Raw genomic sequence first — 13,736 nt, forward strand, 5'->3', positions numbered from 1 at the left:
GTATATTTGCTTATAAACTATTAACTAATTTTTTTAATCGTAGAGAAATTACTCCAAAAACAGCTTCAACAATTATTGAATTACTCATTTTTGACACCCCTTTTGTTCTGTCCGTAAAAATGATTGGCACTTCGACAATATTGAATTTTTTACAAAAAGTCCTGTATTTCATTTCAATCTGAAACGCATAACCAACAAATTTTATTCTATTGAGGTCGATTCCTTCAAGAACCTCTCTTTTATAACAGACGTAGCCTGCTGTAGCATCATGGATCTTCATCCCAGTAATAATTTGAACATATACCGATGCAAAATAAGACATCAATACCCTGTTTAATGGCCAATTGACTACATTTACTCCTGTAACATATCGTGAACCAATTGCTAAATCAGCATTTCCAAAATGACAAGCGTTGTATAATTTTTCTAAGTCATTCGGATTATGAGAAAAATCAGCATCCATTTCAAAAATAAAACTGTATTTTTTTTCTAATGCCCATCTAAACCCGTGTACATATGCTGTTCCTAGTCCCGCTTTCGTTCTTCTATTCTCTAAGAATAGACGATCCGCAAATTCTGTTTGAAGCAATCTGACTTTATCTGCGGTCTTATCCGGAGAATTATCGTCAACAATAAGAATGTCAAAAGGTTTGTGTTGAGAAAGCACCGACCTGATTATGCTTTCAATATTTTCAATTTCGTTATAGGTAGGAATTATAACAATACAGTCGTTCATATTTCTAGTAATTTCAACGCAAAAGTAACGTTTTTATGGCATTTGATTCATAATAAAATTATAATAAAAAGATTGATATAAAAAATTAGTAATTTTGCAGCGCTATGATTGAACACCTACTTCATCCAAGAATAACAGAAAGCAAAGATTGGGCGACCATTTTATTTGTCTTGGCATTTGCTATTATCGCAATTACTAAATCAGTTTATGAAAATAGATTTAGCGATTTTATGAATTTGATCTTTTCAGATAAATATTCTAATGTATATCGCGATGGAAGCCATCTAAAAGGCAGTTTTACCATTTCGCTTTTTCTTGTGCAAGTAATTTCCTTTGCCTTTTTCATCCAGCTTTCCCTAAGCTTTTTTGGATATGGCTCAAAGACAGACTGGATCCTTTACATTCAAATTATTACGTTTTTGATATTTTTCATTTTATCTAAATTTCTGGTCGAAAAAATTATCGCTACTGCATTTAATATTGAAGAGTTTGTTGAACAATTTAATCTTCAAAAGGTTACTTACAGAACGTATATTGGTCTATTTATCTTACCTATCAACACGATATTGTTTTATTACGATACAATATCAAGAAATATTTTATTAATAATTATATCTATAGTATTGATAATCAATGTTTTTGCATATTTGCTTTCAATAAAAAAATATCAAAATTTAATATTCAGTAAGATGTTTTATTTTATTTTATATCTTTGCGCTCTCGAAATAGCCCCTTATTTTTTCATGCTATTTATGTTTAAAAAAGGAGGCGCTTAGAAAATGTTAAAATATGAAAGTGAAAACAATTTTGGTGTCACAGCCCGAGCCTAAAGTAGAGAATTCTCCTTACTTTGAACTCCAACAGAAGCATAAAGTTAAAATTGATTTCAGACCTTTTATCCATATAGAAGGAGTTAATGCCAAAGAGATTAGACTGCAAAAGATCGATCTTAATAATTATACAGCAATTATTTTAACTAGTCGAAACGCAGTAGATCATTTCTTTAGAGTAGCTGATGAAATGCGTTTCAAAGTACCCGAAGGATTGAAATACTTCTGCCAATCTGAAGCAGTAGCCTTTTATTTGCAAAAATATGTTGTTTATAGAAAACGTAAAATTTACGTTGGCCCTAAGGATTTTGCAGATTTATCTCCATTGATAAAAAAATACAAAGACGAGAAATTTCTTTTACCAGCCTCAGATCAATTAAATGCTGATGCAACAATCACGCTTAATGGATTAAAAGTAGACTGGACTCCAGGTATTTTTTACAAAACAGTGATGAGCGATCTTTCTGATCTAGCAGATGTCTATTATGATGTATTGGCCTTCTTTAGTCCAACTGGAATTAAATCTTTATTTAAAAACTTTCCGGACTTTAAACAAAATGATACTAGAATAGCTGTTTTTGGAAGTACTACTCAAAAAGAAGCGTTAGACAATGGTTTAAGAGTTGATATTCTGGCTCCATCACCAAATACGCCTTCGATGACAATGGCTTTAGAAAAATATATTATTGAAGCGAATAAGGGAAAATAATGCCCGACCTCGATCTTAAATAAAAACTAAAAAAACCATCTGGACAACAGATGGTTTTTTTTATGCTCAATTCCCACCTAAAACGAACTCTTCTTCTTCGACACAAGCTTACTCTTGATCTCCAATTTACACCAAAAACAAGTACAACATAGTCCAAACTAATTTTTGTCACATCGAGCGAAGTCGAGATGCAATAATGGTTCTCGACTCCGCTCGAACTGACAATTGGACTGTTTTACAACTAGTACTGGTATTAATTAAAAACACCTCTAAATAAAGCTCAAATACGCTTTAATTAGTTGTTTTTGTTTAATTTTGATTTTCAATTACAACTAAACACCTTGGTTTTAGTTCTAAAATAAAAGCTATGAAAATAAACTCCATGGTAGTAGAAATAGATGGAATCGATAAAGAAATTTTAAGATTCCTAATGGAAGACGCCCGAAAACCAATCCTTCAAATCGCAAACAAAATTGGAATTTCAGGAGCTGCGATTCATCAGCGGTTGAGAAAGCTAGAGCAATCTGGTGTAATCTCAGGATCAAAATTTGTAGTAAACCATAAAGTTCTTGGTTACAATACCATGGCTTTTGTTGGAGTATATCTAGACAAAGCAGCGCGAAACCTTGAAGCTGTTAAAGAACTAAAGAAAATCCCAGAAGTACTAGAGTGCCATTACACCACCGGAAACTGGTCTATCTTAATTAAAATTATCTGTAGAGACAACCAACATTTAATGAATTTACTAAATACCAAAATTCAAACAATAGAAGGCGTTTCTAGAACAGAAACGTTCATTTCTTTGGACCAACAAATTGATAGACAAATCCAACTGTAAAAAGCTAAAAAAAGGAAATTCCAAATTCCAATCGTAATGCATTGGAATTTGGAATTTAGAATATTGATTTTTTTAGTCTCTCCGACTACCACCTCCCATATAAATGGAAACGTAATATAATAAAGTAGCAATAGATCCCAACGCGGCCACTACATAAGTTCTGGCAGCCCATTTCAAAGCATCTTTGGCTCCATCATGCTCTTGTTGCGTAAGCATTCTTTTATTCTCTAACCAAGCCAACGCACGATGACTAGCATCATACTCCACCGGTAAAGTTACTATTGAAAAAATAGTGGTTGCCGCAAAAAGCACAATTCCAAAAAGCAATAACTGCGGAAAACTATTCATCAATAAAATTCCACCTATCAAAATCCATTGCATATACGACGATGCCACATTTACAAAAGGAACTAACTTAGAACGCATGGTTAACCATTGATAGCCCACGGCATGTTGCACCGCATGACCACACTCGTGCGCTGCTACAGCTGCCGCAGCCGCATTGCGCTGATTGTACACTGCCTCGCTTAGATTCACCGTTTTATTAACTGGATTGTAATGATCTGTCAATTGCCCAGCTACCGAAATCACTCGCACATCGCGAATCCCATTATCAGCCAGCATCTTCTCAGCAATTTCAGCACCGCTCATTCCGTTTTGCAGCTGCATTTTAGAATAATGTTCAAATTTGCTTTTCAGTCTAGAACTTACTGCCCAGCTTGCCAGCATAATTGCACCTGCAAGAATTAAATAACTCATTCCCATATATTTTGTTTTTTGTTTGCTTCTTGTTTAAAGTTACAACTTACAATGCAAATTCTACACCAAATTTTAAGAATGTCAATTTGGCATCATGTAAATCAAATCTCAAATTCCAACACAAAAACCATTTATATAAAAAAAATGAAACACATAAAATCATAGGTTTCAACATTCTTTACACTCTTTTAGAAAGCTCGCTTTTTAACATAGTTCTATAAAATTCTATGAATAATAATGCCAAACACAAGTACAGTATAGTCCGAACTAATTTTTGTCACATCAAGCGGAGTCGAGATGCAATAGTGGTTCTCGACTCCGCTCGAACTGACAATTGGGCTGTTTTATAAATAGCATTGGTATAAAATGACTTCTTGCAATCCACTTCCCTATGAATCTATGTGTTTAAAAATTAAAAAAAATCCCAATCATAATGAATTACAATTGGGATTTAGAATTTTAAAAAATGGTGCTAATACGCTTAGCCAACCAAATTAATGATCTTACCAGGTACAATAATCACTTTATTTGGTGTTCTACCTTCTAGTTGTTTTATCGTTCTTTCGTCTTTCATAATGATTTCCTCGATTTGATCTTTGGTTAAATCCAAAGGCAATTCGATAGTGAAACGCATTTTTCCGTTAAAAGAAACCGGATATTCTTTACTACTTTCTACCAAGTGTTTTGGTTCGAAAACAGGAAAAGGAACCGTTGCAATAGAACCTTTATTTCCCAATAACGACCACAACTCTTCGGCGATGTGTGGCGCATAAGGTGAAATTACGATTGCCAATGGTTGTAGAATAGCACGAGAATGACAACCTTGAGTTGACAATTCATTCACACAAATCATAAATTGTGAAACCGAAGTATTGAAAGAGAAATTCTCAATATCATCTGCCACTTTTTTAATGGTTTTGTGTAATGTTTTTAAGTTGTCTTTTGTTGGTATGGCATCAGTAACAATCAAATTGTGTTCGTCAAAATACAAACGACACAGTTTTTTCAAGAAACCGAAAACTCCCGAAATCCCCGCTGTATTCCATGGTTTCGCTTGTTCTAATGGCCCTAAGAACATTTCGTATAAACGTAAAGTATCTGCTCCATATTCATTACAAATATCATCTGGAGTAACTACATTGTATTTCGATTTTGACATTTTTTCTACTTCGCGAGTCACGATGTATTTACCATTTTCATCAAGAATGAATTCAGCGTCCTTATAATCTTCTCTCCATTTCTTGAAAGCTTCAATGTCTAATTCATCAGATGAATTTACCATTGAAACATCCGCGTGTAACTCATTTACGTTCACTCCATCAACATCTAATTCATTAACAGAATCACCATAAATTGTAAACTCAGTCGTATTACTATTTGTCAATTTAAATAAATAAGTCGCTAATTCATTTAATATCAGATTCTTTTCGCCAGCAAAAACAACGTCTTGTCCTCTATGAAAAGAAAGCTGAAAATCATCAACATCATATCTCTTTTTACATTTTTCAAATTCTTTATAATATTTAGAACTAATGAAGATTGGCGTATTATAGATATTTTTTCCAACTGTATCATTTCCAAAATCATCTCTATGTCCAGAAACACTTGTAATCATTAATCGATATACAAAAGCACTAGTCCCCAAGATCATTCCTTGATTGATCAATTTCTTGAATGGCTCTTCAGTAGGCGCAAAACCTTTATCTTTTAGAAATTTATTCCAAAAACGGGAGTACAATAAGTGACCTGTTGCATGTTCGTTACCGCCAATATATAAATCGACACTTTCCCAATAGGCTAAAGCTTCCTTGCTTGCAAATTCGTTTTCATTCTTTGGATCCATATAACGCATCCAGTAAAATGAACTTCCTGCCCAACCTGGCATCGTATTCAATTCTAAAGGAAATACAGTCAAATGATCTACTAAATCAGTATTAACCACTTCATTTTTAGTCGTGTCCCAAGCCCAAACTTCAGCGTTTCCTAAAGGTGGCAAACCATCTTCTGTAGGTAAATACTTTTCTACTTCTGGTAGTACAATTGGTAAATATTTCGCATCGATCATTTGCGGCAAGCCATTTACATAATAAACAGGAAACGGTTCTCCCCAATATCTTTGGCGAGAGAAAACAGCATCACGCAAACGGTAATTTGTTTTTCCTTTTCCTTGATTTATTTTTTCTAAGGCTTCAATTGCTTTGTAGGTTCCTTCTTTATATCCTAATCCGTTTAAGAAATCAGAATCTACTAATTTGAAACCTTCTTTAGATCCAAAAGCAGCTTCTGAAATATCTTTATCAAAAATATTTTTGATTGCTGGCATTCCACTTTGTCCTTTGAAGAAATTGGCAAAAGCATAATCTCTTTCATCTCCGCAAGGAACGGCCATAACAGCTCCAGTTCCATAACCTGCCAAAACATAGTCTCCTATCCAAACTGGAATAGGTTCTTTTGTAAAAGGATGCTCTGCGTACGCTCCTGTAAATACTCCTGAAATGGTTTTTACATCAGCCATACGCTCTCTTTCAGAACGCTTTGCCGTTTTTTCTATATAATTGCTAATCGCTTCTTTTTGTTCTGGAGTCGTAATTTGGGCAACTAATTCATGTTCTGGTGCCAAGGTCATAAACGTAACTCCAAAAATAGTATCAGGACGTGTAGTGAAAACTGCAATTTTCGCATCTGAATTCTGAATATTAAATTCGACTGTAGCGCCAACTGATTTCCCAATCCAATTTCTCTGACTTTCTTTGATGCTTTCGCTCCAGTCAATATCATTTAGTCCTTGTAACAAACGTTCCGCATAAGCGGAGATACGCATGCTCCATTGTGTCATTTTTTTACGAACCACGGTGAATCCACCGCGTTCTGAAACCCCGTTTACGATTTCGTCATTTGCCAAGACTGTTCCTAATCCTGGACACCAGTTTACTTCAGTCTCTGCTAAATAAGTCAATCGGTATTGTAACAAAATTTTCTGCTGTTGCTCTTTTGCGAAAGCATTCCATTCGCTTGACGAAAAAGATTCGATACTATCATCACAAACTGCATTAACTGTAGCATTTCCTTCTTTTTCAAAAATAGCCACCAAGGTTGAAATATCTTCCGCCTTATCGTTGTCTTTGTTATACCAAGAATTAAATAATTGGATGAAAATCCATTGGGTATGTTTGTAATAATCTGGATTAGAGGTACGCACTTCCCTACTCCAATCGAATGAAAATCCAATTTTGTCGAGTTGTTTTCTATATCCAGCAATTTTATTTCCTTCTTTATCATAACCACCATCAATATTTACTGAAGTGGTATCTTCCGGACGTTGCCCTGTTTGAATCGCATATTGTTCAGCCGGCAACCCAAAACTGTCATAACCCATTGGGTGTAAAACATTAAAACCTTGATGTCTTTTATACCTCGCATACACATCTGAAGCTATATATCCCAGAGGATGTCCTACGTGCAGCCCTGCTCCTGATGGATAAGGAAACATGTCTAACACATAATGCTTTGGTTTCTCAGAGTTGTTTACAGCAGCAAAAGTTTGATTTTCTGCCCAATATTTTTGCCATTTGGCTTCTATCTCGTTCGGATTGTATTTCATTTTAGGTGACAAAGTTACAAAGTGACAAAGTTTCTTAGACTTTCACTCCTGAATTATAAAGTTGCAAATTTACGTTTATTGTACGAAAATTGAAACTTTGGACGTTATTAACTTCATATAAAGAAATTCTTTATTATTTTTACCCCATAATTAAAGTAAACTATGAGTTCTTCATTTGATAGGTTTCAAAAACGCAGGTTAATTTCCTCTTATTTCTCGGTTGTTCTAAGTGTATTCTTAGTACTGTTCCTATTGGGAATATTAGGCCTTTTTATTATAAATTCTAAAAAACTAGCTGACGACTTTAAAGAAAAAATTGCCATGACGGTATTTTTCAAAAATGAAGCTAATGACAGTATTTTAAAAGCCTTTTCGAAGGAGTTAAAAGTTGCTCCGTACGCAAAATCTACAGTTTATGTGACTAAAGAACAGGCTGCAAAACAACATACCGATATAATAGGTGAAGATTTTATGACATTTTTGGGCGAAAATCCATTGCAAAACTCATTCGACATTCACCTAAAAGCAGATTACGTTGAAAAGGATTCCATTGCTAAAGTGGAGAAAAAATTGCGACTAAATCCTATGATCTCCGATATTGTTTATGATAAACAATTAGTGAATTTAGTGAACGACAATATTAAAAAAGTGAGTATGTGGATTTTAATAATCAGCGGATTCCTTACTTTTATTGCTGTTTTATTAATTAACAGTTCGTTGCGACTATCGATTCACTCGAACCGATTTATCATTAAAACCATGCAAATGGTGGGAGCAACAAAATCATTTATCAGAAAACCGTTTGTCATGCGTAGTATCAAACTAGGAATGCTAGGCGCTACTTTAGCCATTATTGCTTTGATTGGCGTATTAATTTATGTCGAAACTAGCTTCCCTGATTTAGGAATTCTTGACAACAAAGTTCTTATCGCGGGTGTATTATTGTCCGTATTAGGGATTGGTGTTTTGATTACTTGGTTAAGTACTCATTTTGCGACGCAGAAATTCTTGAATTTGAGAACAGACGATCTATATTAATCTAAGATTTAGGATTTCAGAATTTAAAAAGTAAAAAAGCATAAATGAAAGATAAAGACACAAAACAAGATTTTCTTTTTGGAAAAATAAACTATACCATTTTACTAATTGGTATAGCAGTAATTGCTCTCGGATTCATTCTAATGTCTGGCGGAGGAAGCGATGACCCTAATGTATATAGCGATGCTATTTTTAATTTTAGAAGAATTCGTCTCGCTCCAACAACCGTTTTAATCGGTTTTGGAATTACAGTGTACGCCATATTGAAAAATCCAAAGAAAGCATAAATGAATACATTACAAGCGATTATCCTTGCTATTATCGAAGGGATTACTGAGTTTTTACCCGTTTCTTCTACTGGACATATGATTATCGCTTCTTCCTTTTTTGGGATTGCAAGTGATGATTTTACAAAACTTTTTACCATTGTAATTCAATTGGGAGCTATTCTCTCCGTTGTTGTTTTGTATTTTAAACGCTTTTTTCAAACTTGGGACTTCTATTTTAAATTGTTTGTTGCTTTTATTCCTGCTGTAGTTCTAGGATTATTATTCAGCGACATGATCGATGAATTATTAGAAAGCCCTGTCACGGTTGCCGTTTCTCTTTTACTTGGTGGTATTGTTTTACTAAAAGTAGATGATTGGTTTAATCATTCAGAGGACACGAAAGTCACCTACCTAAAAGCATTTAAAATTGGGTTATACCAATGTTTAGCAATGGTTCCCGGAGTTTCTAGAAGTGGTGCAAGCATTGTGGGTGGAATGTCCCAAAAACTAGCCCGCACATCGGCAGCTGAATTTTCATTCTTTCTTGCTGTTCCTACCATGTTTGGTGCAACTGCAAAAAAATGTTACGACTATTACAAAGATGGTTTTGTCTTGACTCATGACCAAATCAATTTATTGATTATTGGTAATGTTATAGCTTTTATAGTGGCGCTTTTAGCTATTAAAAGTTTTATCGAATTTTTAAGTAAAAAAGGTTTTAAAGTTTTTGGATATTACCGAATTGCTGCCGGAATTATTTTACTGATTATTCATTTTTTCATTCATCCCCTGACTATCATTTAATGACAGACGAAGACTACTTAAACGGACAAATTTTATTGATTGACAAGCCTTTGAATTGGACTTCCTTTCAGGCGGTAAATAAATTAAAATATGCGCTGATTAATAAACTGGGACTTCCTAAAAAAATTAAAATTGGTCATGCAGGAACTTTAGATCCGCTAGCTACAGGTTTGCTTTTAGTTTGCACCGGAAAATTCACTAAACGAATTACAGAACTTCAAGGTCAAGCCAAAGAATATACTGGTACTTTTTTTATTGGAGCCACAACTCCGTCCTACGATTTAGAAACTGAAATAGACAAAACATTCCCTACTTCACATATAAACGAGGCTTTAATTCATGAAACGGTAAAGCAGTTTTTAGGAGAAATAGACCAAATTCCCCCTATTTATTCCGCGATAAAAAAAGAAGGCGTTAGACTATATGAGCATGCTCGCGCAGGCAACGCAGTAGAAATTGCATCTCGAAAAACTACGATTCACGAATTTGAAATCACCAGAATTGCACTTCCTGAAATTGATTTCAGAGTGGTTTGCAGCAAAGGGACTTACATCCGTTCTTTAGCTTTTGATTTTGGAAAGGCAATGAATTCAGGATCCCATTTGACCGCCTTACGCCGTACAAAAATTGGAGATTATGATGTAAAAGATGCTGTGGATGTCGTTGTATTCGAAGATAATTTAGAATCAAAATAACCCTTTTTTGAAACGTCTAAAAACGATATTATTCGCACTATTTTTTTGCGGAAGTCTTTTTGCTCAAGACAAGAAAATCACTTATACTCAATTTGACGTCACATTAGCCTTAACCGGAAACCCTAAAAGAGGAGAAGTTGATCCTTATACCAATACAAAAGAATCTTGGTTCCTTCCCGACGGTATTGGAACAAAATTAGGCTATGGTCTACGTTATAAAAAATGGGTTTGATTAGGAATTCATAGCGGATTAATCTGGGATTGGTCAAACAAATTAGTGGTTACCCCTGTTTTTGCTAATTTAAGATTTAGTCCAAGTATAAGTGACGAAATCAGAATTACACTCCAGCTAGGCCTTGGAAAAGCAATTGCATTAGGTCGCGGCAACTTAAATGGCGATTACAAAAAAATCAGTATCGGGATACAAAATGATGATGATATTTTAATTTTTATCGAACTCAATCATTATACTATTCCAATCAACAATCAAAGAGACTCAGGAAATATAAGTTTAGGGATTTCCTTAATCAGCTTCTAAATAGAGTTATTCTTCTTCCTTGTCTAAATCAAGCATCATCCAAATAATTTCTTCTTGCGAAGACAAGCCTTTATCGTGGAAGTACCACAATTGTAAATCGGATTTTGCCGTTTCATCAATAGCACCATGTTCTTTTTTATAATTCTCAATTAAATCAATAGCTCCTTTAGGTCGAGGCCCCCAATGCGCCAATGCGCCACCAGTTTCTCTATTGATGACGATAAGTTTTGGAATCGCTTTGCCTTTATTCGTTAAAAACAAATTCATTAACTCTTCATTTTCATCACGCAAAACAATTTTCATCTCTATTTTCCCATCAGCTGCGGCAACCATTTTATCAAAAACAGGAAGTAATTGAGCCGCATCTCCACACCAACCTTCAGAAATGACTAACCAAATGTATTCGTTTTTTAAGGCCCCCAATTTCTCCACATTCTCTTGCGGTATCTTTAAGGTTTTATCTAAACGATTCATACGCGTCTCATTTAAATGACTGTAATTAGTTAAAGCAGCTGACTGTTCATTGCCAGTAGATTTATCATCCTTTAGTAAATCTGAAACTAGTTTTCTATATTCGGAATAGGAATGACTGTTGAATAATGCTTTAGCAATCGATTTTCTCATGATTTCTCTTTATTTATGTAAAGTTAAAACAATTTACTAATTTTTAACATGACAAAAGTCACTTAAAAAAAAGCAAAACAGTAATTTTAGAACAAATAAAAAAAGGAAATGGATTTCAATTCAAAATCAATTGGGCTTGTTCTTTCAGGTGGAGGTTCTAAAGGTATTGCTCATGCGGGTGCGATTAAATTTTTAGAAGAGCAAAACATCCGTCCCACCAGGATCGCCGGCACAAGCGCAGGTGCAATTGTAGGTGCACTATATGCTTGGGGAAAGACTCCTGATGAGATTTTAGATTTTTTTAAGTCGGTTTATCTGTTTCAATGGAGGCATTTCACTTTTAAAAAAGCGGGCTTGATAGATTCTGAATCCTTTAAAGAATATTTTCACGCCATCTTCGACAATGCAGTCCTGGGCGAACTAAAAATTCCTACACAAATAACAGCAACCGATATGGTTAGAGGAAGGTTGAAAATATTTGAGTCGGAAACAAAAATTAGTGACGCCCTTTTAGCATCTTCTGCTTTTCCTGGAATTATATCGCCTTTTGAAATTAACGGAGATTTGTATAGTGATGGTGGGATTTTAAATCATTTCCCAACAGATATATTACAAGGTCAATGTGAAAATATAATAGGTGTATATGTCAGTCCGATACAAAAAATAGAAGCAAAAGATTTAAATTCTATCAGAGCAGTGACCACCAGAGCTTTTGATATTCTTTCTGCTAATACAAATACACAAAAATTTAACATCTGTGAATGGGTGATTGAACCTAAAGAACTCAGTATTTACAGCACTTTTGAGATGAATAAAGCAAAAATGGACGCTATTTTTAAAATTGGTTATGAAGCCGCCAAGATTTCCTTTGATAAACTAAATTTATAAAAACTAAGCGACACTATTTCAAAAAAAAAGAATATCACTATATTTGCACCAAACAACTCAACATACACATGAAATATAAAAGAATTCTTCTGAAATTAAGTGGTGAAGCTTTAATGGGCGACAGACAATACGGTATTGACCCAGTAAGATTAGCTGAATATGCCGAAGAAATCAAAAAAATTCACGATAAAGGGACAGAAATCGCCATTGTAATAGGTGGTGGAAATATTTTTAGAGGAGTTGCAGGAGCCAGTAATGGAATGGATCGCGTACAAGGCGACTACATGGGAATGCTAGCCACAGTTATTAACGGAATGGCTTTGCAAGGTGCATTAGAAGACAAAGGAATGCTTACCCGTTTACAAACTGCATTAAAAATTGAAGCAATTGCAGAACCATATATTAAAAGAAGAGCGGTGCGTCACCTTGAGAAAGGAAGAATCGTAATCTTTGGAGCGGGAACTGGGAATCCCTATTTCACAACAGATACCGCAGCTGTTTTACGCGGTGTAGAAATACATGCTGATGTAATTCTAAAAGGGACACGTGTTGACGGAGTTTATGATTCAGATCCTGAAAAAAATCCAGACGCTGTCAAATTTGATTTTATTTCTTTTGACGACGTAATTAGCAAAGGATTGAATGTAATGGATTCCACTGCATTTACATTAAGTCAGGAAAATAAATTGCCGATTGTAATTTTCGATATGAACAAACAAGGTAATTTATTAAAAATTTGTGAAGGAGAAAACATAGGAACAGTAGTAAATATATAATCCCCTAAATCCCGGAAGGGGACTTAAAAATTGGAAATAATGACTGAAGAAATTGAATTTATATTAGATAGTACTAAAGAATCGATGATCGGTTCTATTGCCCACTTAGAAAAAGAGTTTCTAAACATTCGCGCAGGAAAAGCATCTCCAGCAATGCTAGGAAGTGTTTTTGTGGATTATTACGGCTCAGCTACACCGCTTTCACAAGTGGCAAAACTAAGCGTTCCTGATGCAAGAACCATCACGCTTCAGCCTTTTGAAAGAAACATGCTTCACGCTATTGAAAAAGCAATCATGGTAGCAAACATTGGGTTCAACCCAATGAATAATGGTGACCTGATCATTATCAGTGTTCCGCCATTAACAGAAGAAAGAAGACGCGATCTTGCTAAACAAGCCAAAGTGGAAGCAGAAGACGCAAAAATAGGGGTTCGTAACGCTCGTAAAGATGCTAATTCTGATATCAAAAAATTAGAAAAAGACGGCACATCAGAAGACATTTGTAAAAGTGCCGAAGAAGAAGTTCAAATCTTAACCAATAATTATATCAAAAAAGTAGATGAACTTCTTGTTCATAAAGAAGCTGAAATCATGAAAGTATAACTTTCAACAAATCAATGGCATAATCCGT

16 protein-coding genes are annotated in these 13,736 nt (G+C 34.6%); 12 read left to right on the forward strand and 4 right to left on the reverse strand.

Annotated features, from left to right (window positions below; genetic code table 11):
• Positions 1-10: 10 nt before the first annotated feature.
• Entirely contained in the window at positions 11-736 is a 726-nt protein-coding gene (locus AC4PRO_RS10430) for a polyprenol monophosphomannose synthase (protein ID WP_074720809.1), read from the reverse strand.
• 104 nt (positions 737-840) lie between these two features.
• Between AC4PRO_RS10430 and AC4PRO_RS10435 the strand changes: the two genes are divergently transcribed.
• From AC4PRO_RS10435 to AC4PRO_RS10445, 3 genes are all read left to right on the forward strand, one after another.
• A complete protein-coding gene (locus tag AC4PRO_RS10435; RefSeq protein WP_492117300.1) occupies positions 841-1,512 on the forward strand; it encodes a DUF4271 domain-containing protein in 672 nt (223 codons plus the stop codon).
• Positions 1,513-1,525: 13 nt separating this feature from the next.
• A complete protein-coding gene (locus AC4PRO_RS10440) occupies positions 1,526-2,275 on the forward strand; it encodes a uroporphyrinogen-III synthase (RefSeq protein WP_492117301.1) in 750 nt (249 codons plus the stop codon).
• A 367-nt stretch (positions 2,276-2,642) separates the two neighbouring features.
• The gene (locus AC4PRO_RS10445) at positions 2,643-3,113 is read left to right on the forward strand and encodes an Lrp/AsnC family transcriptional regulator (RefSeq protein WP_091090810.1); all 471 of its coding nucleotides are present in this window, start codon (positions 2,643-2,645) and stop codon (positions 3,111-3,113) included.
• A 72-nt stretch (positions 3,114-3,185) separates the two neighbouring features.
• On the opposite strand, the gene AC4PRO_RS10450 is transcribed toward AC4PRO_RS10445, so the two are convergent.
• Together AC4PRO_RS10450 and AC4PRO_RS10455 are read right to left on the reverse strand one after the other, a co-directional pair.
• On the reverse strand, positions 3,186-3,878 hold the full coding sequence (locus tag AC4PRO_RS10450) for a zinc metallopeptidase (RefSeq protein WP_492117302.1): 693 nt from the start codon (positions 3,876-3,878) through the stop codon (positions 3,186-3,188).
• 475 nt (positions 3,879-4,353) lie between these two features.
• Positions 4,354-7,473 (reverse strand): leucine--tRNA ligase, encoded by a 3,120-nt coding sequence (locus AC4PRO_RS10455; RefSeq protein WP_492117303.1) that lies wholly within the window; start codon positions 7,471-7,473, stop codon positions 4,354-4,356.
• Positions 7,474-7,635: 162 nt separating this feature from the next.
• Here AC4PRO_RS10455 and AC4PRO_RS10460 point away from each other — a divergent pair, with 162 nt between their 5' ends.
• Genes AC4PRO_RS10460 through AC4PRO_RS10485 form a run of 6 tightly spaced genes read left to right on the forward strand, consistent with a single transcriptional unit; the run spans position 7,636 to position 10,817 of the window.
• Positions 7,636-8,511 (forward strand): cell division protein FtsX, encoded by an 876-nt coding sequence (locus tag AC4PRO_RS10460; protein WP_492117304.1) that lies wholly within the window; start codon positions 7,636-7,638, stop codon positions 8,509-8,511.
• A 44-nt stretch (positions 8,512-8,555) separates the two neighbouring features.
• Complete coding sequence (locus tag AC4PRO_RS10465) at positions 8,556-8,798, forward strand: DUF3098 domain-containing protein (RefSeq protein ID WP_074720797.1); 243 nt, start codon at positions 8,556-8,558, stop codon at positions 8,796-8,798.
• The gene (locus AC4PRO_RS10470; protein ID WP_492117305.1) at positions 8,799-9,584 is read left to right on the forward strand and encodes an undecaprenyl-diphosphate phosphatase; all 786 of its coding nucleotides are present in this window, start codon (positions 8,799-8,801) and stop codon (positions 9,582-9,584) included. It abuts the gene before it with no gap.
• Positions 9,584-10,279 (forward strand): tRNA pseudouridine(55) synthase TruB, encoded by a 696-nt coding sequence (truB, locus tag AC4PRO_RS10475; protein ID WP_492117306.1) that lies wholly within the window; start codon positions 9,584-9,586, stop codon positions 10,277-10,279. Before AC4PRO_RS10470 ends, truB begins: the two co-directional genes overlap by 1 nt.
• Positions 10,280-10,286: 7 nt before the next feature.
• A complete protein-coding gene (locus tag AC4PRO_RS10480; RefSeq protein WP_492117307.1) occupies positions 10,287-10,511 on the forward strand; it encodes a hypothetical protein in 225 nt (74 codons plus the stop codon).
• Positions 10,512-10,556: 45 nt separating this feature from the next.
• Positions 10,557-10,817 carry a hypothetical protein gene (locus AC4PRO_RS10485; protein ID WP_492117308.1) on the forward strand — a complete coding sequence of 87 codons (261 nt, stop codon included), beginning with the start codon at positions 10,557-10,559 and terminating at the stop codon, positions 10,815-10,817.
• A 6-nt stretch (positions 10,818-10,823) separates the two neighbouring features.
• Here AC4PRO_RS10485 and AC4PRO_RS10490 read toward each other — a convergent pair whose 3' ends face one another.
• Entirely contained in the window at positions 10,824-11,441 is a 618-nt protein-coding gene (locus AC4PRO_RS10490; protein WP_492117309.1) for a thioredoxin family protein, read from the reverse strand.
• A 108-nt stretch (positions 11,442-11,549) separates the two neighbouring features.
• Here AC4PRO_RS10490 and AC4PRO_RS10495 point away from each other — a divergent pair, with 108 nt between their 5' ends.
• The 3 genes from AC4PRO_RS10495 to frr all read left to right on the forward strand — a co-directional run bounded on the left by AC4PRO_RS10495 (position 11,550) and on the right by frr (position 13,708).
• The gene (locus tag AC4PRO_RS10495) at positions 11,550-12,329 is read left to right on the forward strand and encodes a patatin-like phospholipase family protein (RefSeq protein ID WP_074720787.1); all 780 of its coding nucleotides are present in this window, start codon (positions 11,550-11,552) and stop codon (positions 12,327-12,329) included.
• A 68-nt stretch (positions 12,330-12,397) separates the two neighbouring features.
• Positions 12,398-13,105 (forward strand): UMP kinase, encoded by a 708-nt coding sequence (gene pyrH, locus AC4PRO_RS10500; RefSeq protein ID WP_074720784.1) that lies wholly within the window; start codon positions 12,398-12,400, stop codon positions 13,103-13,105.
• A gap of 39 nt (positions 13,106-13,144) precedes the next feature.
• A complete protein-coding gene (gene frr, locus AC4PRO_RS10505; protein WP_074720782.1) occupies positions 13,145-13,708 on the forward strand; it encodes a ribosome recycling factor in 564 nt (187 codons plus the stop codon).
• Positions 13,709-13,736 lie beyond the last annotated feature (28 nt).

It is taken from the genome of Flavobacterium sp. DW-iso2 (assembly GCF_058725285.1).

Bases quoted from the DNA above. Each gene is read 5' to 3' on its own strand.
- AC4PRO_RS10490 (WP_492117309.1), bottom strand. From the start codon at position 11,441: ATGAGAAAATCGATTGCTAAAGCATTATTCAACAGTCATTCCTATTCC.
- pyrH (WP_074720784.1), top strand. From the start codon at position 12,398: ATGAAATATAAAAGAATTCTTCTGAAATTAAGTGGTGAAGCTTTAATG.
- AC4PRO_RS10430 (WP_074720809.1), bottom strand. From the start codon at position 736: ATGAACGACTGTATTGTTATAATTCCTACCTATAACGAAATTGAAAAT.
- AC4PRO_RS10455 (WP_492117303.1), bottom strand. From the start codon at position 7,473: ATGAAATACAATCCGAACGAGATAGAAGCCAAATGGCAAAAATATTGG.
- AC4PRO_RS10450 (WP_492117302.1), bottom strand. From the start codon at position 3,878: ATGGGAATGAGTTATTTAATTCTTGCAGGTGCAATTATGCTGGCAAGC.
- AC4PRO_RS10495 (WP_074720787.1), top strand. From the start codon at position 11,550: ATGGATTTCAATTCAAAATCAATTGGGCTTGTTCTTTCAGGTGGAGGT.
- AC4PRO_RS10470 (WP_492117305.1), top strand. From the start codon at position 8,799: ATGAATACATTACAAGCGATTATCCTTGCTATTATCGAAGGGATTACT.
- truB (WP_492117306.1), top strand. From the start codon at position 9,584: ATGACAGACGAAGACTACTTAAACGGACAAATTTTATTGATTGACAAG.
- AC4PRO_RS10445 (WP_091090810.1), top strand. From the start codon at position 2,643: ATGAAAATAAACTCCATGGTAGTAGAAATAGATGGAATCGATAAAGAA.
- AC4PRO_RS10435 (WP_492117300.1), top strand. From the start codon at position 841: ATGATTGAACACCTACTTCATCCAAGAATAACAGAAAGCAAAGATTGG.
- AC4PRO_RS10460 (WP_492117304.1), top strand. From the start codon at position 7,636: ATGAGTTCTTCATTTGATAGGTTTCAAAAACGCAGGTTAATTTCCTCT.
- AC4PRO_RS10440 (WP_492117301.1), top strand. From the start codon at position 1,526: ATGAAAGTGAAAACAATTTTGGTGTCACAGCCCGAGCCTAAAGTAGAG.
- AC4PRO_RS10465 (WP_074720797.1), top strand. From the start codon at position 8,556: ATGAAAGATAAAGACACAAAACAAGATTTTCTTTTTGGAAAAATAAAC.
- frr (WP_074720782.1), top strand. From the start codon at position 13,145: ATGACTGAAGAAATTGAATTTATATTAGATAGTACTAAAGAATCGATG.